Source organism: Ectothiorhodospira sp. 9100, assembly GCF_022227565.1.
Classification (GTDB): domain Bacteria; phylum Pseudomonadota; class Gammaproteobacteria; order Ectothiorhodospirales; family Ectothiorhodospiraceae; genus Ectothiorhodospira; species Ectothiorhodospira marina.
Map to the genome: position 1 here is coordinate 12,582 of NZ_JAJNAN010000034.1, position 21,706 is coordinate 34,287.

General features: G+C 61.3%; 15 protein-coding genes and 1 riboswitch. Of the genes, 10 read left to right on the top strand and 5 right to left on the bottom strand.

What is annotated here, in order from left to right; genetic code table 11:
* Positions 1 to 279 precede the first annotated feature (279 nt).
* The 3 genes from LPW29_RS10840 (at position 280) to metF (ending at position 4,613) form a co-directional block, all read left to right on the top strand.
* A complete protein-coding gene (locus tag LPW29_RS10840; protein WP_238628021.1) occupies positions 280 to 1,698 on the top strand; it encodes a dihydrolipoyl dehydrogenase in 1,419 nt (472 codons plus the stop codon).
* Between the two features lie 114 nt (positions 1,699 to 1,812).
* A riboswitch (S-adenosyl-L-homocysteine riboswitch) is annotated at positions 1,813 to 1,886 on the top strand.
* 83 nt (positions 1,887 to 1,969) lie between these two features.
* The gene (gene ahcY / locus LPW29_RS10845) at positions 1,970 to 3,385 is read left to right on the top strand and encodes an adenosylhomocysteinase (RefSeq protein WP_238628022.1); all 1,416 of its coding nucleotides are present in this window, start codon (positions 1,970 to 1,972) and stop codon (positions 3,383 to 3,385) included.
* 364 nt (positions 3,386 to 3,749) lie between these two features.
* Positions 3,750 to 4,613, top strand: coding sequence for a methylenetetrahydrofolate reductase [NAD(P)H] (metF, locus tag LPW29_RS10850; protein WP_090252359.1), 864 nt, complete (start codon positions 3,750 to 3,752; stop codon positions 4,611 to 4,613).
* A gap of 245 nt (positions 4,614 to 4,858) precedes the next feature.
* On the opposite strand, the gene typA is transcribed toward metF, so the two are convergent.
* Positions 4,859 to 6,676 (bottom strand): translational GTPase TypA, encoded by a 1,818-nt coding sequence (typA, locus tag LPW29_RS10855; protein ID WP_090252356.1) that lies wholly within the window; start codon positions 6,674 to 6,676, stop codon positions 4,859 to 4,861.
* A gap of 131 nt (positions 6,677 to 6,807) precedes the next feature.
* Here typA and LPW29_RS10860 point away from each other — a divergent pair, with 131 nt between their 5' ends.
* On the top strand, positions 6,808 to 7,167 hold the full coding sequence (locus LPW29_RS10860; protein ID WP_090252354.1) for a cupin domain-containing protein: 360 nt from the start codon (positions 6,808 to 6,810) through the stop codon (positions 7,165 to 7,167).
* A 7-nt stretch (positions 7,168 to 7,174) separates the two neighbouring features.
* On the opposite strand, the gene LPW29_RS10865 is transcribed toward LPW29_RS10860, so the two are convergent.
* Together LPW29_RS10865 and LPW29_RS10870 are read right to left on the bottom strand one after the other, a co-directional pair.
* Entirely contained in the window at positions 7,175 to 7,420 is a 246-nt protein-coding gene (locus tag LPW29_RS10865; protein WP_090252553.1) for a YcgL domain-containing protein, read from the bottom strand.
* A 2-nt stretch (positions 7,421 to 7,422) separates the two neighbouring features.
* Positions 7,423 to 8,190, bottom strand: a complete 768-nt coding sequence (locus tag LPW29_RS10870) for a hypothetical protein (RefSeq protein ID WP_238628023.1) — start codon at positions 8,188 to 8,190, stop codon at positions 7,423 to 7,425.
* 136 nt (positions 8,191 to 8,326) lie between these two features.
* On the opposite strand from LPW29_RS10870, the gene LPW29_RS10875 reads away from it, so the two are divergent.
* On the top strand, positions 8,327 to 8,842 hold the full coding sequence (locus tag LPW29_RS10875) for a GspH/FimT family pseudopilin (protein ID WP_238628024.1): 516 nt from the start codon (positions 8,327 to 8,329) through the stop codon (positions 8,840 to 8,842).
* Positions 8,843 to 8,923: 81 nt separating this feature from the next.
* Here the strand turns inward: LPW29_RS10875 and LPW29_RS10880 are convergent, their stop codons facing one another.
* Positions 8,924 to 9,247, bottom strand: a complete 324-nt coding sequence (locus tag LPW29_RS10880; RefSeq protein ID WP_238628025.1) for a high-potential iron-sulfur protein — start codon at positions 9,245 to 9,247, stop codon at positions 8,924 to 8,926.
* Between the two features lie 242 nt (positions 9,248 to 9,489).
* Between LPW29_RS10880 and speA the strand changes: the two genes are divergently transcribed.
* Complete coding sequence (gene speA, locus LPW29_RS10885; protein ID WP_238628026.1) at positions 9,490 to 11,370, top strand: biosynthetic arginine decarboxylase; 1,881 nt, start codon at positions 9,490 to 9,492, stop codon at positions 11,368 to 11,370.
* A gap of 27 nt (positions 11,371 to 11,397) precedes the next feature.
* Here speA and LPW29_RS10890 read toward each other — a convergent pair whose 3' ends face one another.
* Complete coding sequence (locus LPW29_RS10890) at positions 11,398 to 12,144, bottom strand: outer membrane protein assembly factor BamD (protein WP_238628027.1); 747 nt, start codon at positions 12,142 to 12,144, stop codon at positions 11,398 to 11,400.
* Positions 12,145 to 12,368: 224 nt separating this feature from the next.
* Between LPW29_RS10890 and LPW29_RS10895 the strand changes: the two genes are divergently transcribed.
* From LPW29_RS10895 to LPW29_RS10910, 4 genes are all read left to right on the top strand, one after another.
* The gene (locus LPW29_RS10895; protein WP_238628028.1) at positions 12,369 to 14,642 is read left to right on the top strand and encodes a S8 family peptidase; all 2,274 of its coding nucleotides are present in this window, start codon (positions 12,369 to 12,371) and stop codon (positions 14,640 to 14,642) included.
* A gap of 324 nt (positions 14,643 to 14,966) precedes the next feature.
* The gene (locus tag LPW29_RS10900; protein ID WP_238628029.1) at positions 14,967 to 17,732 is read left to right on the top strand and encodes a PKD domain-containing protein; all 2,766 of its coding nucleotides are present in this window, start codon (positions 14,967 to 14,969) and stop codon (positions 17,730 to 17,732) included.
* 56 nt (positions 17,733 to 17,788) lie between these two features.
* Entirely contained in the window at positions 17,789 to 19,519 is a 1,731-nt protein-coding gene (locus tag LPW29_RS10905; RefSeq protein WP_238628030.1) for a hypothetical protein, read from the top strand.
* A gap of 756 nt (positions 19,520 to 20,275) precedes the next feature.
* On the top strand, positions 20,276 to 21,679 hold the full coding sequence (locus LPW29_RS10910; RefSeq protein WP_238628031.1) for an MFS transporter: 1,404 nt from the start codon (positions 20,276 to 20,278) through the stop codon (positions 21,677 to 21,679).
* Positions 21,680 to 21,706 lie beyond the last annotated feature (27 nt).

Sequence of the window (21,706 nt, forward strand, 5' to 3'; positions counted from 1 at the left end):
GCCTTTTCTTTTCCTCGGTGATCCATGTCTGGCGCTTTCATCACTCCAGGCAGGACTCCGGTGCCCGGCGAATTATGGCATAGAGTGAAAACACTTTCATATTTTTTGTCATTCCCGGTTTGCGCGGATCTCGAGATTTGTGAATGTGATTTTCCCCGGATCATGCAAGTGGACCGAACCCACCCTTCCACGCACGATCACACATCACGACGCACCATATTGCATGAATATCAGCAAACGCTTATTTTGAATGACAGACATAGCATCGAGGAGGCATCCATGCCCCAGGACATCCAGACAGACGTAGCCATCATCGGCGCCGGTACCGCCGGCCTGTTCGCCATGAAACAGGTTCGCAAGGCCGGCAAGTCGGTGACGATCATTGACCCGGGCCCACTGGGCACCACTTGCGCGCGGGTGGGCTGCATGCCCTCGAAAGTGGCCCTGCATGCCGCCCATCTGTGGGACCAACGAGAAGAAATGGCCGCGTATGGCGCACACGGCATAGAGCAATTATCGCTGGACCGGGATGCCGTCTGGGACCGGGTCAGTACGATGCGTGACCGATTCGCCGGCAAAACGGAGGCAAACGCCCGCAAGGCCATGGGGGATGACCTGCTGGAGGGCCCGGCCCGCTTCCTGGAACCAACCGTGCTCGAAGTGGCCCTGCCGGACGGCAAGCAGCAGGTGGTACGGGCACAGGCCGTGGTGATCGCCAATGGCTCGCGCCCCATCATGCCCGACTGGCTCGCCCCCCTGGGGGATCGGGTGGTGACCACCGACACCCTGTTCGATCTGAAACATCTGCCCGATTCAGTGGGCGTGCTGGGGCTTGGCGCCATCGGCCTGGAAATGGGTCTGGCCCTGTCACGCCTGGGCGTGCGCGTGATCGGCGCCGACATTGCCAGATTCCCAGCGGGCATCAGCGATCCCGAACTGGGGCAGCAGGTGGTTGAGCGATTCAGTGCCGAGTTCCCCCTGTGGCTGGGAGAGAGCGCCGAACTCAGCAAGGAAGACGACGGCATCGTGATGAAGATGTCCCAGGGCCGGGAAAAGGTGGACATGATCCTGGCATCCCTGGGCCGTCGCCCCAATACCGACACGCTCAATCTGGCCGATGCCGGATTTGAATTAGACGATAAAGGCCAACTGCAATTCGACCCGGCCACCCAGCAGGTTCAGGATCTGCCGGTATTCATCGCTGGGGACGTGAACGGCCAACGCCCCCTGCAACATGAGGCCGCAGACGAGGGCACCATCGCCGGCTTCAACGCCGTGCGGGGCATCACCCGTTTTCGTCGCCGAACGCCGTTGAGCATCGCCTTCACTCATCCGGACATTGCCGTGGTCGGCGCGCGATTGGAGGATCTCGACCCGGATGAAACCCTCACGGGCACAGCCGATGGCAGCGGCAATGGCCGGTCTGTGATCCTGGGCGCACAGAGCAATCTGATTCGTCTCCATGCGGATGCGAAAACCGGTCGTCTCAGGGGGGCTTCACTGATGGCCACACACGGTGAACACCTGGCGCATTTACTGGCCTGGGCCATCCAGCGTGGAGAAACCGCGCAGGATCTGCTGACCATGCCATTTTATCATCCCGTGGTGGAAGAAATACTTCCCGACGCCCTGCAGGAAATCGTCTCCCAGCTACCGGAAAAGGACGACCTGCCCAAGGGATTTCTCCGCGAGGCATAACAGGAGTTTTTCATTGGGATGACAGGATCTTTCGTGCCCGATTGCCCGGCGGCGATCGGGCACGAAACGACCCCGGTGTGAAATTCCTGACTGAATGCGCTATACTTTGCGGCTCTGTCTGAGGAGCGCTGCAACGGGTCATCGAATCCGCCAGGCTCAGACACCTCCTAAAACGGCGCTCGCTGTACCCGCGAAAGTGGTCGGCGAGCTGAACTGTTTCGCTGTGCTCCGACCGCTTCGCACTCGCCCAAAAGATTTAAGGAGTGTGTTCATGAACGCAGTCGTTGATAGTCAGAACCACGATTACGCCGTAGCCGATATCAACCAGGCCGACTTTGGCCGCAAGGAAATCGCCATCGCCGAGACCGAAATGCCCGGTCTGATGGCCACCCGTGAAGAATACGCCAAGGACCAGCCGCTGAAGGGCGCCCGCATCGCCGGCAGCCTGCACATGACCATTCAGACGGCCGTGCTGATCGAAACCCTGAAGGCCCTCGGCGCAGATGTGCGCTGGGCTTCCTGCAACATCTTCTCCACCCAGGACCACGCTGCTGCGGCCATCGCTGCCGGTGGCACCCCCGTGTTCGCCTACAAGGGCGAAACCCTGGAAGAGTACTGGGAATACTGCCACAAGATCTTTGAATGGTCCGATGGCGGCACCCCCAACATGATCTTGGACGATGGCGGTGACGCCACCCTGCTGATCCACCTGGGCGCCCGCGCCGAGAAGGATCTGTCCCTGGTGGACAACCCCACCAATGATGAAGAACGCGTGCTGTTCGCCCAGATCAAGGAACGCGTCAAGAGCCAGCCGGGCTGGTACTCCAAGGTTCTGAAGAACATCCAGGGCGTGACTGAGGAGACCACCACGGGCGTGCATCGCCTGTATCAGATGGCGAAGGAAGGCTCCCTGCCGTTCCCGGCCATCAACGTGAACGACTCGGTCACCAAGTCCAAGTTCGACAACCTGTATGGCTGCCGTGAGTCCACCGTGGACGCCATCAAGCGTGCCACCGACGTGATGATTGCCGGCAAGACCGCCGTGGTCTGCGGTTACGGTGACGTGGGCAAGGGCGCTGCCCAGTCCCTGCGCGCCCTGTCCGCCGAAGTGTGGATCACCGAAATCGACCCGATCTGCGCCCTGCAGGCTGCAATGGAAGGTTACCGCGTGGTGACCATGGAAGACGCCTGTGACAAGGCCGACATCTTCGTCACCGCCACCGGCAACAAGGACGTGATCACCGCCGATCACATGTCCCGCATGAAGGATCAGTCCATCGTCTGCAACATCGGTCACTTCGACTCCGAGATTGACGTGGCTGGCCTGCGCAAGTACGAGTGGGACAACATCAAGCCCCAGGTGGACCACATCATCTTCCCGAAGGGCAACCGCATCATCCTGCTGGCTGAAGGCCGCCTGGTGAACCTGGGCTGCGGCACGGGCCACCCGAGCTTCGTGATGTCCAACTCCTTCACCAACCAGACCCTGGCCCAGATCGAGCTGTGGGTGCATGGCAACAAGTACAAGAACGACGTGTACGTGCTGCCCAAGCACCTGGACGAGAAGGTGGCTTCCCTGCACCTGGGCAAGATCGGCGCCAAGCTGACCAAGCTGACCGACGACCAGGCCCAGTACCTGGGTCTGCCGGTGGAAGGTCCGTACAAGCCGGAACACTACCGGTACTGATCGCGGCGCCGTGGGCTTGGGGCGCCTTCGTGCACCCCTGGCGCGGCACGCGAGGCAGGCAGCGCCCTTCGGGGCGCTGCCACTTGGGTGGCCCCGGATTCCGGGGCCTTCCCGTGTCAGCGGCGTCTACAGTGTGCCCCGCACCCCTGCCCTGCCCCTTTCAGATTTCCTTCCCTTGATCGCATTCATCCGGCATGACTGACGCATCGACGCCGGCACTGGATGGCAAAGACCCGAACAGGATGACAACACCTCCTGACATGGCCCTGCCGACTCAGGCCACGGGGAATCCTGCCCATCCCTACCGACGTGACCCGTTGACCCGCGATCGAATGCCTGCCCGCACAACTTGCGAGGACCTGACATGAAGACCCAGAAACAGCACGAACGCACGTTCAGTTTCGAGTTCTTCCCGCCCAAGAACGACGAAGGCGCGAAGAAACTGAAGGACACCTGGACCGACCTGGCCCAACTGGAACCCCGCTTTTTCTCCGTGACCTACGGTGCCGGCGGCTCCACCCAGGCCCGCACCCTGGAAACGGTGCTGGACATCCACAAGAACTCCGGCGTGGATGCCGCGCCGCATCTGTCCTGCATCGACTCCACTGCCGAGCAGATGCGAGGCATCCTGCAACTCTACAAGGACAACGGCCTGCGCCACATCGTCGCCCTGCGCGGCGACCTGCCCTCGGGCATGCGTGATCCGGGCGAGTTCCGCTACGCCAATGAGCTGGTGGAGTTCATTCGCAAGGAGACGGGCGATCACTTCACCCTGGAAGTGGCGGCCTACCCGGAGTTCCATCCTCAGGCACCCAACGCCCTGAAGGATATGCAGAACTTCAAGCGCAAGGTGGATGCCGGCGCAGACTCGGCCATTACCCAGTATTTCTACTCGGCAGAGGCGTATTTCCGCTTTGTGGAAGATTGCGAGAAACTGGACATCAATATCCCCATTGTGCCGGGCATCATGCCCATCACCAACTACAAGCAGCTGGCCCGCTTCTCGGACGCCTGCGGCGCCGAGATTCCTCGCTGGATTCGCAAGCGCCTGGAGGCCTTTGGCGAGGATTCCGCTGCCATCAAGGCCTTTGGGGAAGAGGTGATCACCGATATGTGCGCCCAGTTGCTGGAAGCCGGGGCCCCTGGCCTGCACTTTTACACCATGAACCAGTCCGGCCCGATCAAGGCCATCTGGAAGAACCTGGGGCTGAAGCCGGAACCGAAGTAAGGTTCAGGGCCACCCGGCCCTCACCCCAACCCCTCTCCCGCCAGCGGGAGAGGGGCTTTCAACACCCTCCAGGCTCAAAGCCTTCTCCCCTGAAGGGGAGAAGGGTCGGGGACACCCCAAGCTGTTTGACTCCCTTCTCCCCCAGGGAGAAGGGTCGGGGACACCCCAAGCTGTTTGACTCCCTTCTCCCCTCCGGGGAGAAGGGCTGGGGATGAGGGGAGCGGTGGGCACAGGACCCTATGGCTTCACCCTGCCGAACGTGCCGCGCGCTTGCGTTCATGCTCCAGCAGCAGTTTCTTGCGCAGGCGGATGGAGCTGGGGGTGACCTCCACCAGTTCATCATCCTCGATGAACTCCAGTGCCTGCTCCAATGACAGGCGCAAGGGCGGGGTGAGGATGATGTTCTCGTCAGAACCCGCTGCACGGATGTTGGTGAGCTGCTTGGCCTTGAGCGGGTTCACCACCAGGTCGTTGTCCCGACTGTGGATGCCGATGACCATGCCCTCGTACACCTCCTCACCGGGGCCAATGAACATGCGGCCGCGATCCTGCAGGTTGAACAGGGCAAAGCCCAGGGCCTTGCCGGCGCCGTTGGCAATCAGCACCCCATTGTTGCGCGGCGCCACGGCGCCGGGACGGAAGGGGCCGTAGCTGTCGAACACGTGGTGCAGGATGCCGGTGCCGGAGGTCGCGGTGAGAAACTCCGTCTGAAAGCCGATCAGGCCCCGGGAAGGTACCCGGTAATCCAGGCGTACCCGACCCTTGCCATCCGGGATCATGTCCAGCAACTCGCCACGACGACTGCCCAGCTTCTCCATGATGGCGCCCTGATGCTGCTCCTCCACGTCCACCGTGACCATTTCATAGGGCTCTTCCTTCTCCCCATCCTTCTCACGCACGATGACCTCGGGGCGTGACACGCCCAGCTCGTAGCCTTCGCGACGCATGTTCTCGATGAGGATGGACAGATGCAGTTCACCCCGCCCGGACACACGGAACTTGTCCGGGTCATCCGTCTCTTCCACCCGCAGGGCCACGTTATGCTTCAGCTCTTCCTGCAGCCGGTCGCGGATGTTACGGGAGGTCACGTACTTGCCATCACGACCGGCAAACGGGGAGGTGTTCACCTGAAAGGTCATGTTCACCGTGGGTTCGTCCACGATCAGCGCCTTGAGGGGTTCAACGGCAGAGGGATCACACAGCGTATCGGAGATATAGAGCTCATCCATGCCGGTGAAGGAGATGATGTCCCCGGCACTGGCTTCGGGCACTTCCACCCGCTCCAGCCCCTTGAAACCCAGGATCTGCAGCACCCGGCCATTGCGGACGTTGCTTTCACGGTCCATGACCTTGACCGGGGTGTTGGTCTTGATGCGCCCCCGCTTGATGCGGCCGATGCCGATCAGGCCCTGGTAGGAGTTGTAGTCCAGGGACGACACCTGCAACTGGAACGGGCCATCCGGATCCACGGACGGCGGCGGCACCTTGTCGACGATGGTCTGGAACAGGGGCGTCATGTCGCCTTCGGTGACATCGTGCTCCATCCCGGCAAAGCCTTTCAGGGCCGAGCAGTACACCACCGGGAAATCCAGCTGTTCCTCATCGGCACCGAGACGATCGAACAGGTCGAAGATCTGGTCCACCACCCAATGGGGCCGGGCGCCGGGGCGATCCACCTTATTGATCACGACGATGGGCTTGAAGCCCATGGCAAAGGCCTTGGCGGTCACGAAGCGGGTCTGGGGCATGGGACCGTCCACGGCATCCACCAGCAGCAGCACCGAGTCCACCATGGAGAGCACGCGCTCCACCTCTCCGCCAAAGTCGGCGTGTCCGGGGGTGTCCACCACGTTGATGCGGTAGCCCTGCCAGTCCAGGGCGGTATTCTTGGCGAGGATGGTGATCCCACGCTCCTTTTCCAGGGCGTTGGAGTCCATCATGCGTTCCACCACCTGGGCGCGCGCATCGAGGGTACCCGACTGCTGCAGCAATTTGTCCACGAGGGTGGTCTTGCCGTGGTCCACGTGGGCGATGATGGCGATATTGCGAAGCTTGTCGGTCATGAAACGTTCGGCCTTCCGGGGGTGCGGTCATTGCAGGGCTGGAGATTATACTCCCCATTGCCGGACGGGGATATGCGCGTCATGGCATCATGGAAATCACCATTAGCGCCTCCGGGCGCAGGAGGCACCCAATGAAAACCCGATATCAGGACATCGCCGCCTACGACACCAAGGATGGGTCGGAAATCCGCGAACTCATGCACCCTCGGCTGCACGGTGATGGGGCACAGAGTCTGGCTGAAGCCCTGGTGCATGTGGGCGCCTGCACGACGCTGCACCGCCACCCCGTCACCGAGGAGATCTATCACTTCACCCAGGGCGGGGGCATGATGCAGATGGGCTCGGAAGAGTTTCCAGTCACGACGGGCGATACCGTGCGCATCCCGCCCGGCACGGCGCACAGGGTGCGCAATACCGGGAACGTTCCCATGCGCATCCTCTGTGCCTGCACACCGGCCTACAGTCATGAAGACACGGAATTGCTGGAATAAGACAGCCTTATACCGGCTGATCGTTCTCGGGCGGCATCTGTAAATGAAAACCCTGGTTCTTGAGGTTGGTGAGCACCTGCAGGGGATCTTCCCGAGCCAGTCGACGATCAGGAGTCAGAACCAGCTCCAGGGCAAACTCCGGCTTGCCCAACAGATTGAGCAACCCGTCGGGGATGTTGGAAAAATCATCCTTGCCGGGCAGAAAGACATAGGTATCCTGCCGACGGGAGCTGCGATAAACATAGCACTGCATCATCAGTCCTCAGTGGATTGGGGGGCTTCGAAGATGACCTGGGGCGCCGGCGGGGATTCGACCGACTCAGGATCGGGCGATACCCGTGGCGAGGCGCCCTGCGCATCCCAGACTTCCAAGCGCCTCACATCGTCGCGGCGATATTCAAAGGCCACATGTCCGCCCTGCACTATTTGCTGAACGAACAACGAGCGGGCCGTCACGGCAATGAGATTGCCCTCGCGCACGTCCCCATCCGCCAGGGTAAGGCGCACACGCTCACCCTCCAGTGCGCCCCATTCGGCGGGAATGGCCTGCCGATAGGCCCACGAGGCGGCCTGGCGATCCGGGGCAAGACGGAAGCTCTCCGCCGGTGGTAGCGGCTGCGCCGTAGAGGGCGCGTAGGGATCGAATTCAATGATCTCCAGGGGCTCGCCGGTTTCTTCCTCGATCTGGCGCACCAGCGCCTGGTTGGGTAACTCTTTGTCCCAGGGCCGGGCGACCGGCATCTCCATGTCCACCTCAATGTCGTGCCGGGCCAGTTTTTCCCTGACGGTGCGGTCCGCACCGCCATACAAGGCAGCGGCCACCACCACCAGCCCCATCAGGCTGAGGATGAAGCCCACCCGAGCCCGCCGCCAGTACAACAACACGAAGGCCAGCGACACCCCCGGCACCAGGTTGATCAGCCCCCAGAGCAGTTCACGGCGAAAACCCGCCGCCACCACGAGCCCGTAGCCCAGAAGCGTCAGCGCTGCACCCAACAGCAGGGCGCCGTCCTCCACGGTCATGTCTCTACCCTCATGTGGTGGCCAGGGAATCCAACGGGCCACAGAGTATAGCGCGACTGCGTTGCAGTCCGCTCACGGCGGCGTTAACCTCGCAGATGGCCCTAATGGCTCATTTCAACCTCAAGGAGAGAGGCCCATGCCCAGGGAACATGGCATCACACTGGTGGAACTGCTGGTCACACTGACAGTGGCCACCTTGCTGGCCACCATCGCGTTGCCCGGCTTTGCCGGCCTGCTACAGGAGCAACGCCTGGTCACCGCCACCAACGACCTGATGGCAGGGCTGCGCCTGGCCCGGTCCGAGGCGGTGCAGCGGGGCGAAGGCGTGCTGATCTGTCCCTCGGCCGACGGCATTCACTGCCAGGAGGAGGCGTATACGGTGGGCTGGATCGTGCGCCTGGCGCCTGAGTCCGACGCGGACGTCTCCGAGCCGGGTGAGGTGTTGAGGGTATACGGTGGCCCACCCCATGCCGTGAGCATTCAGGCCAACGGCACCATGAGCCAATACATCGCCTACCGGCCAGACGGTCAAACCCGACAGATCAACGGTGGCCTGCAGATGGGCACGGTGTCGCTATGTCATGGAGAGAAGGGGCGGAGGATCATCATCAGCCGCACCGGGCGGGCACGGGTGGAGGTGGTGGATTGCTGAGCAAGGCGGTGGGCCCGGGCCATTCGCGACCGAGGGCCGCTCCCACGGGGAGCGACCCTGCTCGCCCATGGGTTTGGTAACTCAGCCCACCCAGGCGCTGCACCAGCCGCCTTCGGCTACCAGGCTGCCGGGGAACACCGCGCAGGGGCCCCAATCTTCGGCGCTGGGATCGGTCCACAGGTCACAATTATTGCAGACCTGACCCTGCTCATAAGCGGGATGGTCGGCATCGGCGGCGTTATGGACGTAGTCCAGGGCCTGAGCCTGAGCTGAACTCTCATCCAGACGCTCCATGGCCAGGGCGGCTGTACTCCAACTCAGCCCAGCCACGGGCACAGCCAGCAGACCATAGGCGCCCAACTTCAGGAAACCGCGGCGACTGGCGTTGTGATCACGATCTTTCATGTCTCTTCTCCTGCAAGGTGCTTGAGTGGAACCTGAAAATCGATGCCCGCCAGGCGCGCGGCCTGTGCTCCCACGCTCATTTTTTGTCGCATTCCCTGCGCGACCACCGTGTGTCGCTGGACGTGACAATCATTGATCAAGGTATCGAATCGCGTATTTGGCCGCAACTCGCCCGCAACGGGGATACCACCACCCTCTCCTGCGCTATCATGGCCCCCGCATAAAGACCTGAAGACCCCCCCATGACAGATTGGACCACGGAATCCGCCCGCCAGACCTACAACATTGATCACTGGAACGGCGGCTATTTCCACATCAATGATGAAGGGCGAGTGATTGTCAGACCACCGGCCCATGCCGGACACCCCGGCGTGGATCTGTATGAGCTGATCTCCCGGGTGAAGCCCATGAACATCGATGTGCCGGTGCTGGTGCGCTTTCCCGACATCCTCACCGATCGGGTGGAACGCCTCACTCAGGCCTTCCGGCAAGCCTTCGAGGAGGCCGATTACCCCGGACGCTACACCGCCGTCTATCCCATCAAGGTCAACCAGCAGCGCAGCGTGGTGGAGCGCATCCTTACCTACGGGGTGGACAAGGTGGGCCTGGAGGCGGGCAGCAAGCCTGAACTGATGGCGGTACTGGCCCTGTCCCGGCCGGGGGGTGTGATCGTCTGCAATGGCTACAAGGACAGGGAATACCTGCGCTTGGCCATGATCGGCCAGATGCTGGGTCACCGGGTGTACATCGTCATCGAGAAGCCCTCCGAGCTCAAGGGCGTGATCGCTGCCGCCCGGGACCTGGGCGTGAGACCCTGCCTGGGGATGCGCGTGCGCCTGGCCTCGGTGGGCAAGGGCAAGTGGCAGAACACCGGCGGCGAGAAGGCCAAGTTCGGGCTCTCCTCCGCCCAGTGCCTGCAACTGCTGGAGCAACTCCGCGCCCACGACATGCTGGACTGCATGCAACTGCTGCATTTTCACATGGGCTCGCAGATCGCCAACATCCGTGACATTCAGGCGGGGATGTTCGAGGCCTCGCGGTTCTTTGCCGAACTGCACCGCCTGGGTGCGCCCATCCAGGTGGTGGACGTGGGCGGCGGCCTGGCGGTGGACTACGAGGGCACCCGCTCGCGCAACCTGTGCTCCATGAACTACAGTCTGCAGGACTATGCCAGCAGCGTGGTGCGCATCCTGGCCAACACCTGCCGGGAGTATGACCTGCCTCACCCTGAGATCTTCACCGAATCCGGTCGTGGCACCACGGCCCACCATGCGGTGCTCATCACCGATGTGATCGATACCGAGCGGGCCCCGGTGGCGGCGGACATCCAGCCCCCGGACGAGGATGCCCCGGCAGTGCTGCTGGATATGTGGCGCCTGTTCGAACAGGCCGAAGACAACGCCCCCACAGAGGTCTTCCACAATATGCTGGACTGGCTGGGGGAGGTGCGCTCCATGTTCTCCCACGGCCTGCTGGACCTGGAGCACCGGGCCCTGGCCGAGCAGATCTACTTCGCCACCTGCCGGCGCCTGCTCTCCACCCGGGCAGATCGCCTGCCCCGGGATATCGGCGATGAACTCAACGAGAAGCTCTCGGACAAGTACTTCTGCAACTTCTCGGTGTTTCAGTCCATTCCCGATGCCTGGGCCATTGACCAGATCTTCCCCATCATGCCCTTGCATCGATTGAACGAGCGCCCCACACGCCGAGCCGTGCTGCAGGATCTCACCTGTGATTCCGACGGGCATGTAGACCGCTACGTGGACGGCGAGACCACGGCCCCCAGCCTGCCACTGCACGAACTGCGGGAGCACGAACATTACCTGCTGGGGATCTTCATGGTGGGGGCGTATCAGGAGATCCTGGGGGATCTGCACAACCTGTTTGGCGACACCGATGCCATCAACGTGGTGCTCACGGAGGACGGCGGTTACGAGGTGGTGGAGCCGGAACAGGGAGACACGGTGGCCGAGTTGCTGCGCTATGTGCACTACGACACTGAGCTACTGGCAGGGGCGTATCGGCAGAAAGTGGCGGAATCGGGGCTGGAGCCCTCGCGCCAGGCGCAGATCCTGGCGGAGCTGGATCATGGTTTGTCGGGGTATACCTACCTCGAAGAGTGAGGGTGACAGGAGGCAGTGTACGGGCCGCTAGCGATCCAGATCCGGAATCGCCGGGGCCCGGCGACGGATTCTGGCAGCCTCCTCCTCATCCCCGAGTGCCTCCCGCACGTCGGCCATCAATAACAGGGCACGCCCCTGGGCCTGAGTGTTGGGGAAATGTTCGTTCACATATTCGGCCCTGGCCAGGGCCTGCCGGTGCTCCCCCTGTTCAAATCGGGCCTGCGCCATGCGCAACTCCGCATGAGCCAGGCCCTCCCGCAACTCCACCAGGTGCGGAATCACCTCATCCCGATAGGCGGAATCCGGAAACTGCCGCACCAGGTCACGGAACAATGCGAAAGCCTCCCGAGCACCGCCTGAGTCCTGATCCGGGTCCGGCACCTGATCCCCCTCATGCAGGGCCTGCCAGGCGGCAAACCGGGACAGTCCCGCCAGGTAGTAGCCATAATCAGCATGAGGATGACCCGCAAACTCCCTCAGAAAGGCAACACTCTGCCCCCAGGCCGCATCGAAGGCGCCGTCCGAAAGGCACAAGTAAGCCACCTCGAGCCGCGCGTCGGCCATCACCGCCGCCTGAGCTCCCTGCTGAGGGGCGAGCCCATCCATGGCCTGAGTCGCAGCCTCGCAGTCCTGCTCGTTCAGGGCGCGCTTCAGAGGCGAGTCATCCATCTCGCCGGGTTCGTCCCGGGGCACGCTGGCGCAACCCGCCAGCACCAGGCTCATCACGAGCAGGGCGATCAAGGGAAGAGAGAGATTCGGGAGTGATGATTTCATGTGATCATGGGGACCATAAGTCAAGCCGGCGACACCTTAGCATGAGACGATCACCAGAGCAGTAGCCGCTCCCATATGACGCCCTCCAGGAAGGAGGCTCATCCGCCTTCACCCAGTTCAATCGACGAACGGTCGTCCAGGGGGGCACAGAGCGTCCCCTACTGAATGGCTTAGCCCGTAGCAATCGATATAAGCTGCAAACAGACTGATAAGGAGTTCTTGGATTGGTTTCCATCATTCATCGCAGAACATTGTTCTCGATAGCCATCGTTGTGCTGATTAGCGCACAGCTATTGAGCATGACCAGCGCATCGGATGGCGAGGTCGCCAGAAAGGCTCAGTCAGATCGACCAGATGCGGAAGAAATACTGATCAAGACAGCTGGTCACTTTCAACCCAAGGCCGCCCTGCAGTGGGAAATCAGGAGTCATCCGCGCCTGCGAAGACGTGGCTGGCACCGGGTGCAAATCCCCGACGGCATGGATGTACCCACAGCCCTCGAATGGTACCGCGGTTTCCCCGGAGTGGTTCACGCTGAGCCGAATCACAAGATCCAATTGACCGGCATGTTTCCCAACGATGCGCTTTTCGATCAACAGTGGGCACTTTATGGGGACACGGAGGAAAGCGATATTCAGGCCGCCAGTGCGTGGACAGTGACCACCGGCTCCCGAGACGTCATTGTGGCCGTGCTGGACTCTGGGATCGATTACCGACATGAAGACCTCAAGGCCAATATCTGGACCAATCCCACCCCTCAGACCGAAGCGGATTGCCGCGCGCGGGAGGATGAGGAACAAAATTGCTACCCAGAAGACGAGCGTGGCTGGAATTTCGCTGACGACAAGCCCGATCCGATGGACAATAACGGCCATGGCACTCATGTGGCTGGCATCATCGGGGCTGTAGGCAATAATGCCACCGGCGTCAGCGGCATCAACTGGGAAGTCCAGTTGATGCCGCTCAAATTTCTGGATAGGAATGGGACGGGTCGCATTTCCGATGCCGTTGAAGCCATCTATTACGCGGTCGAGGATGGGCGCGCGCGCATCATCAATGCGAGTTATGAGTATCGGTCGGGGTCATCCGCAGACCAAACAAGACTCGAACGCGAAGCCATCATCCATGCTCGGGACCAGGGAGTCTTGTTTATTGCGGCCGCTGGCAACAGCGGGGTGAATGTGGATGATGTCCCGATCTACCCGGCAGCCCACCCAGTCGACAACATCATCTCCGTCATGGCCACCAATCGCACTGGCAGACGCTTGCGCCAGAGTAATTTCGGACACAACACCATCCATCTGGCAGCGCCAGGTGAGGATATCCTTAGCACTTGGCCGCCTGCCATCAGCTGCCAAGGCGCGCCAGCGGAAGGCTATTGCACACAAACCGGCACATCCATGGCGACTCCGATGGTGGCCGGGGCCGCAGCTCTTCTGTGGTCACAAGATACACAACTCGACCGGGCCGACTGGAAGCTCGTGCGGGAGCGCATCCTGCTCACCACGAGGCAGCCTGATCCCCCCTACCCTGCCATCACCGGCGGCTTGCTGAATCTGCATGACCTGCTCTCCACGGACCCCGGCATTCTGAAACCGGTTCAGCCCACCCATTTGTCTGTTGCACCGAGAGAAGATGGAGTGTTTCTAACCTGGCTCGCCAATTCAGCTATTGCGACAGGCCAGGAAATTCAGCGATGTGATCGGCACAAAATGGCTTCGGGCATTTGCGATGAAGGAGACTTCTTTCCCATCGAGGAATTCATCCACCCTGAAGTGGCCTCGTATCTCGATGTTGAAGACGCAGTACGCGAGGGTATGGCATTCGAGTACCGGATCCGCGCCACCAACGACTTGGGCGCATCGCCGTGGTCCAGACGGGAAGACTTTGTCATACCGCCAACTGCCCCTGAAAACATACAGTTGCAGGCGGACATCAACGGCATAAAAATCACATGGCAAAACCGCTCAGAAGAGGCGCAATGGTTTGTGCTGGAGCGCCAGAAAGGTCATGGCGCCTTTCAGGAAATCGCAAAGCTCCCCCCCCATGAAACGCATTACCAAGATCCTCTGAGCGAGGAGGTTACGGTCCGTTATCGGGTATGCGCTGGGCACGACGCCACGGGATGTTCCCGTTACGCTGTGAGCGATCGATGGGAATTCATCCCCAACCTGCATGAGGTGACTTCATCTTCCAGCAGTTCGAGCTCGGAATCCTGCCTGTTCGCAACGGTGCTTGGGAGCACTACTGTCACAAATGGCACTCTGGCCGCCGATGTGGTGCGTGATTTCCGCGACCAACAACTTCAAAGCTCGCGGATAGGCCGCCGTATAGTCCGTCTATACTATGCAACAAGTCCCCACGCCCTCAAATGGGTCGAAAACGCCCCTTGGAGGCGCGATCTTGCAAGCCATGCGGCAACAAGTATCGCCGTCTTGCTAGCGAGCTTGACGGACAAAGACGCCAGTCCATGGCCAGGATCTGATCACTCTCATTAGCCCCCCCCACACAGCAAGGGGCGGCACCTTCGCAGTTTTGTTTTTTGCCATGCATACCCCATCCGGAAACGGGGGTCTTGCCCTTCATTGGAAACGTTGCGCCATTTATCTTTTTTTTTCGCCACTTGATCAGAAGTACCGCCAATCAAAGCACCGGAAGTGCTACTTAAAACGTGGAAAAAGTCACAATTTTCGCCTGGGCCTATCGTAAATTATTCGCCGCCCGAGCACGGGCTCCATATTTTTGATCTTTTTCAAAACTCAGCGTGGACATCAATGATGGGGAGAAAACAGATGTCAAAGGGCAAGACAAGGAAACCGACCATGTCGGGTGGAGTGCCTTATGCCGTTACCGCCAGGATCAGCAGCTCGCTGTTCCTGATGGGGGCACTGGCTGCATGTGGCGGTGGTGGCGGCGGAGGAGGAGGGGGCGACACCCCAGCCGGCGGAGACCCCGTCAACTCGGCCGCGTCGCCCTTCCAGGTGTCCGGACAGATCGTCGCGGGCGATCAGCCCGGATCAGTGGCGGGTTCGGCATTTGCGGCGCAGGAATCCCAGTCCGTGGGCGAGCGCAACCTGCGCGCGGCGCCCATCGAGGATGCCAGCATCCGTGTATGGCTCTACGACGGCTCCACGAGGAACCCGGCCAATCGGCTCAACGAGGAGCCGGTCATGGGCACCACCGATGAGAACGGCCGCTTCACCCTGATCGTGCCCGAAGCGTTTGGTGAAGCCGACCGTATCCTGGCGGAAGTCATCCGCGAAGGCTACATCCAAACCAGCCGCATCTTCCGCGACCTGCAGCCCGGTGCCCAGGTCACCCTGGATCTGGCCCTGGCGGCGGAACAGGTGGCCGTGCAGGCCGTGGACAATGCCAGCGGACAGGCCGTCCTGCAGTTCGGCGTGGTACGCCGGAGTGACGGCAGCCGTGCCGTCGTAGCTGGCGGGACTCTTTCCGCTGCCAGCGATAATGATGTCGAGGTGCAACTGGAGATCCCGGAAGCCCGAGTGGGAGAAGATACCAGCGCGGTGACCGCCGCCATGGCCTATTTCGATCCCAGCGAGGCCGCCGATGCAGAAGCCTTCCCCGGTGACTTTGTCGGCACCGGTAATTTCGGGGCCGAACTGGACGGCGTCACCCTGAATCCGGACGCCATCGGCAGCGGCAGCGCTTCCGGGGCACAGGAAGTGCCTGAAGAGTATCGTCTGATTTCCACCGCCTTCACCCAGTTGCGCCTGTCGGATCAGGACGGCAACAACCTGGCGGTGGACTTCAGCAACGATGACCCAGCCATCGCATCGGAGGGCAACCCGTCGGTGCTGCTGCGCGTCCCCCCCGGCACCTACAACACCATCACCCAGGACCATGATGAAGACATGGCAGGCATCCAGGTCCCCATCTACCTGTACACCGGCGGAAGCTGGAAATATGCCGGGCCGGCCACCCTGGAGAAGGACCGTGACGGCACCCCGTACGATGATAGCGTCAATCCGGTAGTCTTCGATGGCGCCCTCTACGCACGCCTGGAGATCGACGACGGCAACGACTGGATCAGCTGGCTGAACATCGACTGGCCCATCGTGGCCGGCGATGTCACCACGTACTGCGCCGCGGCAGACATCAACTTTGGTGAAGGCGAAGCCGCCACGCCGTTCAGCGGCACGGTGAACATCACGATGCCGGATGGCGGCCGCCAGTGGACCTATGTGAACAACGGGCAACTGCGTTTCACCACGCTGGCTGCCGTTGATATCTCCCTGAGTGACTGGCAGTTCAGCCTGTGGAACCCCCGCGCCCTGCGGACGAGACCCCTGCCGATCACGCCGAACCAGGGTACTGACTGCGCAGCGTCAACCATCACCCTGGAAAACCCCTATACCTGCCGTCTGGAAGGCCAGGTCCTGCGGGGCGACATACCGGTCGCCAACCGCTCCATCACCGCCCAGGGCGGTCGTTTCTGGCAATCCACCCGCTCCGACCAAGATGGGGGCTTTGGCTTCGATGTGCCCTGCGGCGTGGACATGAACGCGCGCACGGGCAACGTCCAGGCAGACTTCAACGTCAACGGCACGACCGCTCCCGATGAGGTCAGCGACGACGGCATCAATGTCGAGGTGGCCCTGGAGGTGCCCAACCAGGCGCCGACCCTGAACGTGTCCGCCCCCGCCACGGGCATCGTAGACCAGACCCTCGGCCTGCAGGTGACCGCCTGGGACGCCGACGGCGATGCGGTCACCCTGACCTGCGTCAGCAACAATTGCGGTGATTTCACCTCGCAGACCGCGGAAGGCGGCTACCTCAGCCGTACCATCCAGTTTAAACCAGACGCGGCGGGTGGACTGGATGTGGTGCTGGAAGCCACCGACAGCCAGGGCGCTAGCTCCGGCGAACTCAGTCGTACGGTCCAGATCGATCCGGTGGGTAATCGCACCCCGCGCATCACCCGAGTCAGCCGGACCGTCGACGGACAGACCGCGGATCTGCGCTGCAGCGGCACCAGCTTCAACCTGAGCTGTGTGGACAACGGCGTCCGTGAAGACAGCGATGTCACCTACACCGCCTATGCCCATGACCCGGATGGCGACACTCTGAGCTTTACCTGGAACCAGGACGGACTACCCACGGCGGTCTCGGTTCAGAGCGATGCCTTAGATATCATTGGTGCCGCCACAGGTGAGATCACAGTGGATGCTGACGATACCGAGGGCGGAATCGCCACGGCCACCATCAACCTCACCGTGGTAGGAAATCAGCCGCCGGAGATCCTCTCCGCTTCGGCCAGCCCCAACACCGTTCCCGCTACGGAAACCGCCCCTGAGCGCAACGCGCAGGCCATCACCCTGCGAGCACGGGCCATCGATGACTTCACCGCAGATGAGGCCCTGGAATACTCCTGGGACGTGATGCTGGGCGATGAGGTGGTCTGGCAGGGTGAAGGCGCCGAAGCCACCATCCCGACCGGCGAACTGGCACCGGGACGCCACACCGTAAGACTCACCGTGCGCGACGACGAATCTGCCGAAACCACCCGCGATCTCACCCTGCGAGTCACCGCCGACCGGGCCGACGTAGAGGTGATCATCCAATGAGCGTCCCTACACACACACCGCATACGCTGAAAGCTCAGAACAAGGAGACAAGGGCCATGCAGACGCAGATCCCTTTCCGCAAAACACTGCTAGCCACCCTGGTGGCCGCCGGGATCGGCCTGACCGGGTGCAACACCGACACCGGGGGCACCCAGGAACAGTCGGACGCCAACCTGCCAGGCAGCGCCACGGTGGCGGTCAGCGCCAACCTGCCCAGTAGCAATGACGCGCAGGCGAGCTATATCGATACAACGACTCAGACTATTGAAGTCCGCGCATTTCCGTTCCCCTATGGCTCCTGGAACGAACTGATGGAACGGATTGATGATCCCGAGTATGGGTATGGCCACAATGAGGATCAGGAAGGGCTGCGTATCGACTGGGAAAATCCCGTCAACAGCACAACACTCACCCGCGGCAGCCCCCGAGGCGAAATTGCCCTCACCCCTGGTACCTACTTGATCGTCGCTGGTAGCTGGCCCGATGGCAACACCTCGGGTGACCCGTTATCAGGCAGCGCGACCCTGGTTGACCTGGACAAGGGTGAGCATCAAGTGGCACTGAATATGGTACGCGCAACCTGGGATATCGATGGCACACTCAACCTGCAGGAACTGAACAATGCCCGTGGGTTTGACTGGGCCCCAGGCAGGGACGGCACTCAGAGTCCGGCGGACATACTGGGCCTGGGTAGCCGGCTGACTGGTCTACATATCCTGTTCAAGGGTGGAGATGAGGACTATTACGAGCGAGAAGATAGTTTCTTCGGCCTTGGATTCCTGCCAGGCCTATCCCAGGGTGTGGTCTTTCGCACCAACACAGAACAGGGATGGGTGACACCAGGCTGGGGCGAAGAATGGGATGAGGATGCCGACTTCAGCGCTGAAGAGTCCTTCGAAATTTGGTGGGACGTGGGCAGCACTGGCGCCCTGCTTCAGGACTATGCGCCAGAATCTGGCAACAGAGCCTTCATGGTTCTGCCAGAAATGTACATTGAAGCCTATCGCGATAACTGGCAGGAGGATGATTGGCAATGGCGGGAAGCGGGCGTGTTTGCACTGAGCGCGCCCATGGTGGAGATGCTGGACGGTGACACCGAATACTCTGACACCTACCAAACTCAGGTCTGTGATCCAGACGGTCTCAACTGTGACATGCGTTGGATCGCCTGGCAGTCGGTGGACCAGGATCTGTTGGATCTTCCCTTCGATCCAGAGACAGTGCCAGAAGGGTCTATCACCAATGGTGACACCATTGAGGTCACCCTGATCGAATGGCAGGATCTTGACTGGATCACGGACGGCACATGGGTGGAAAGGGACGCCCCCCCCACGCTGGACCGTGAAGCCCCCGATACTATCCAGGTCGCAACCGCCCAGCGTCAGGTCCATCAGGCGGACAAGCAGGCGCGTCTTGCGCGAGCCTTGCAGCGGGCCAGGTTTGCCCAGCAGCAAACTGCCGGAAGCGCCGTTACCACCAATTGCTACAACTTCGCATACGAAGACCTTTACTGGGATGCCCAGTTCATCTGGGATGAGGAACGTAGCCAATGGATACCCGGCACACTGGACTGGACGCCCTCCGGTCAGGTTTTCTATGAAAACCAGTTCCGTGATCCGGAAACCGGTGAACTGCAGGATAAATTCTTTGCCGAGACCAGTGGTGGAGAAACACGTGCCTGCATCCATGAAGTCGCCCTCAAGGCCAGGCAACTGGATGCCGAATTCCAAGAGAACTTCCCCGGCTTCTACAGTGATTTTTCCGACACCGGCCCGCTCATTGAGTGAGACCTTCCTTACAAGTTTACGGAGTTAGAATCTAACATTGTTACGACACAAAGGCCCGGCTCAGTCCGGGCCTTTCATTGCGAGTACACATACGGATACATCCCGATGCTTTCGCATATTATTTGCGAAAGAAAGTATAAGCGTCATGCTTGCTGTCATAGGCTCGTTTGGTGGGTTCTCCGTTGACCAAGGCGTAGATCAGGAGTTACTCGCCAGATCCTGGAGTATTCCCAGGATTTCATATGCGGTCCTTGTGGACCTTGCGCACCACCTCAACAGGCACAGATCCTCCAGATCCTGCCTCGGGTCCAGATAGCGTACCTGGTCACCATCCTGAACCCAGCGCTCCAGGGGCGTCATCTCGTCCAGGGGTCAAAGTGCAGAACCCGGCCCGCGAAGTCCTCGGTGATCATGGCGTCGATTTCGGCGATCAGGCGGTTGCGTCGTTTGTCCTCGGATATCATCGCTGCCCCAACAGGATCATTACCGGTCCGCTTTAAGGGCCTGAGCGTTCTTTTTGCCTTCCATGACGGCGCTGAGGTCGACGACCTTGGCGCCCACATGACTGCGCATCTTCTTGATGAGCTTGTCGGCCATGGGGCTGCGTGTGGAGGCCTTTTGGAGGTCGGGGTGCTTTTCTTCCTGGTCATAGGTATCACCTAGCCACGGCCCGATCCCACCCAACCACTGGCCTCCCAACCCGCTTCCCCTGTATCTTGTGGGACTTTCCCGTGCCCACGAGATGCTGATCCTCAGATGACCCAGACCACCGCATCCGAACCACCCCACAGTGCCCACCGGATCGGGCCCATCTATCTGGCGCCCGGGGTCATGCCGTTTCATGGCTGGACCTTCTTCTACGCGGGCTTTGTGTCCATTGGCCTGATCGTGTTCATCACCATCGGGCAAACCTATATCCTCAACGAGCACCTGAACATCCCCATCGAGGAGCAGGGCACGCTCAGTGGCGATCTGGTGTTCTGGACCGAGGTGGTGGCGCTGCTGCTGTTCATCCCGGCGGGCATACTCATCGACAGGATCGGGCGAAGGCCGATCTATATCGCTGGCTTCATGCTGACTGCCGCCTGCTATGTGCTGTATCCACTGGCGGGCTCGGCGGAAGACCTGTTCATCTATCGCATCTTCTACGCCATGGGCATCGTGGCCATCGCCGGGGCCCTGTCCACCGTGCTGGCGGACTACCCGGCAGAACGCTCCCGGGGCAAGCTGGTGGCCATCATCGGCATGCTCAACGGGCTGGGCATCGTCATCATCGGACAGATGTTCGGGGCCTTTCCGGACATCTTCACGAGCATGGGAGTGAGTGGCACCGATGCGGGTCTGTACACCTTCCTGATGGTGGCTGCGCTGGCGGCGATCTCGGCGGTCATCATCGGTTTCGGGCTCAAGCCGGGGATACCCCCCTCCCGGGAGCCTCAGCCGCCGGTGCGGGAGCTGCTGTTCACGGGGTTTGCCCAAGCGCGCAACCCCCGCATTCTGCTCTCCTACGGGGCCGCGTTCATCGCCCGCGGCGACCAGTCCATCAATGCCACCTTCGTGGTGCTGTGGGGCACCACCGTGGGCATCGGCATGGGGATGAGTTCCGGTGAGGCAGTCATGCAGGGGACGATCATCTTCATTGTCACCCAGGTGGCGGCCCTGGTGTCCGCGCCGTTCCTTGGGCCCATCATCGACCGACTCAACCGGGTGACGGCGCTGGGCGTGTGCATGGCCATTGCGGCGGCCGGGAACCTGGCCATGTTCTTCCTGGTCAACCCCCTGGCGACCTATGCCTACGCGTTCTTCGCGCTGATGGGGATCGGGCAGATGGCCGTGTTCCTGGGGGCTCAGTCACTCATCGGCCAGGAGGCGCCCAAGCCCAAGCGGGGGTCGGTGCTGGCGGCCTTCAATATCAGCGGGGCACTGGGGATCCTGTTGATCGTACTCATCGGCGGTCGGCTGTTTGACCAGATCGACCCGCGGGCGCCGTTCATTCTGGTGGGCATCATCAACTTCCTGCTGATCTTTGCCAGCCTGTGGGTGCGCATCAAGGCCCCGGGCAAGACCATCTCCCAGGTGGAACTGGAGCGGGATGCGGGTCTGGGCGCGGAGGATGATCCCTGGATTGATCCCACCCATCGGCCGGGTGGCGGCGCTTAACGCGAAAGAACCCAGGTTCAGCGACAT

Excerpts from the sequence above, each read along its gene's own strand:
- LPW29_RS10880 (WP_238628025.1), bottom strand. The coding sequence starts at position 9,247 with ATGAAAGATCGTGATCACAACGCCAGTCGCCGCGGTTTCCTGAAGTTG.
- metF (WP_090252359.1), top strand. The coding sequence starts at position 3,750 with ATGAAGACCCAGAAACAGCACGAACGCACGTTCAGTTTCGAGTTCTTC.
- LPW29_RS10875 (WP_238628024.1), top strand. The coding sequence starts at position 8,327 with ATGCCCAGGGAACATGGCATCACACTGGTGGAACTGCTGGTCACACTG.
- typA (WP_090252356.1), bottom strand. The coding sequence starts at position 6,676 with ATGACCGACAAGCTTCGCAATATCGCCATCATCGCCCACGTGGACCAC.
- LPW29_RS10900 (WP_238628029.1), top strand. The coding sequence starts at position 14,967 with ATGTCGGGTGGAGTGCCTTATGCCGTTACCGCCAGGATCAGCAGCTCG.
- ahcY (WP_238628022.1), top strand. The coding sequence starts at position 1,970 with ATGAACGCAGTCGTTGATAGTCAGAACCACGATTACGCCGTAGCCGAT.
- LPW29_RS10860 (WP_090252354.1), top strand. The coding sequence starts at position 6,808 with ATGAAAACCCGATATCAGGACATCGCCGCCTACGACACCAAGGATGGG.
- LPW29_RS10905 (WP_238628030.1), top strand. The coding sequence starts at position 17,789 with ATGCAGACGCAGATCCCTTTCCGCAAAACACTGCTAGCCACCCTGGTG.
- LPW29_RS10890 (WP_238628027.1), bottom strand. The coding sequence starts at position 12,144 with ATGAAATCATCACTCCCGAATCTCTCTCTTCCCTTGATCGCCCTGCTC.
- LPW29_RS10840 (WP_238628021.1), top strand. The coding sequence starts at position 280 with ATGCCCCAGGACATCCAGACAGACGTAGCCATCATCGGCGCCGGTACC.
- LPW29_RS10870 (WP_238628023.1), bottom strand. The coding sequence starts at position 8,190 with ATGACCGTGGAGGACGGCGCCCTGCTGTTGGGTGCAGCGCTGACGCTT.
- LPW29_RS10910 (WP_238628031.1), top strand. The coding sequence starts at position 20,276 with ATGACCCAGACCACCGCATCCGAACCACCCCACAGTGCCCACCGGATC.
- speA (WP_238628026.1), top strand. The coding sequence starts at position 9,490 with ATGACAGATTGGACCACGGAATCCGCCCGCCAGACCTACAACATTGAT.
- LPW29_RS10865 (WP_090252553.1), bottom strand. The coding sequence starts at position 7,420 with ATGCAGTGCTATGTTTATCGCAGCTCCCGTCGGCAGGATACCTATGTC.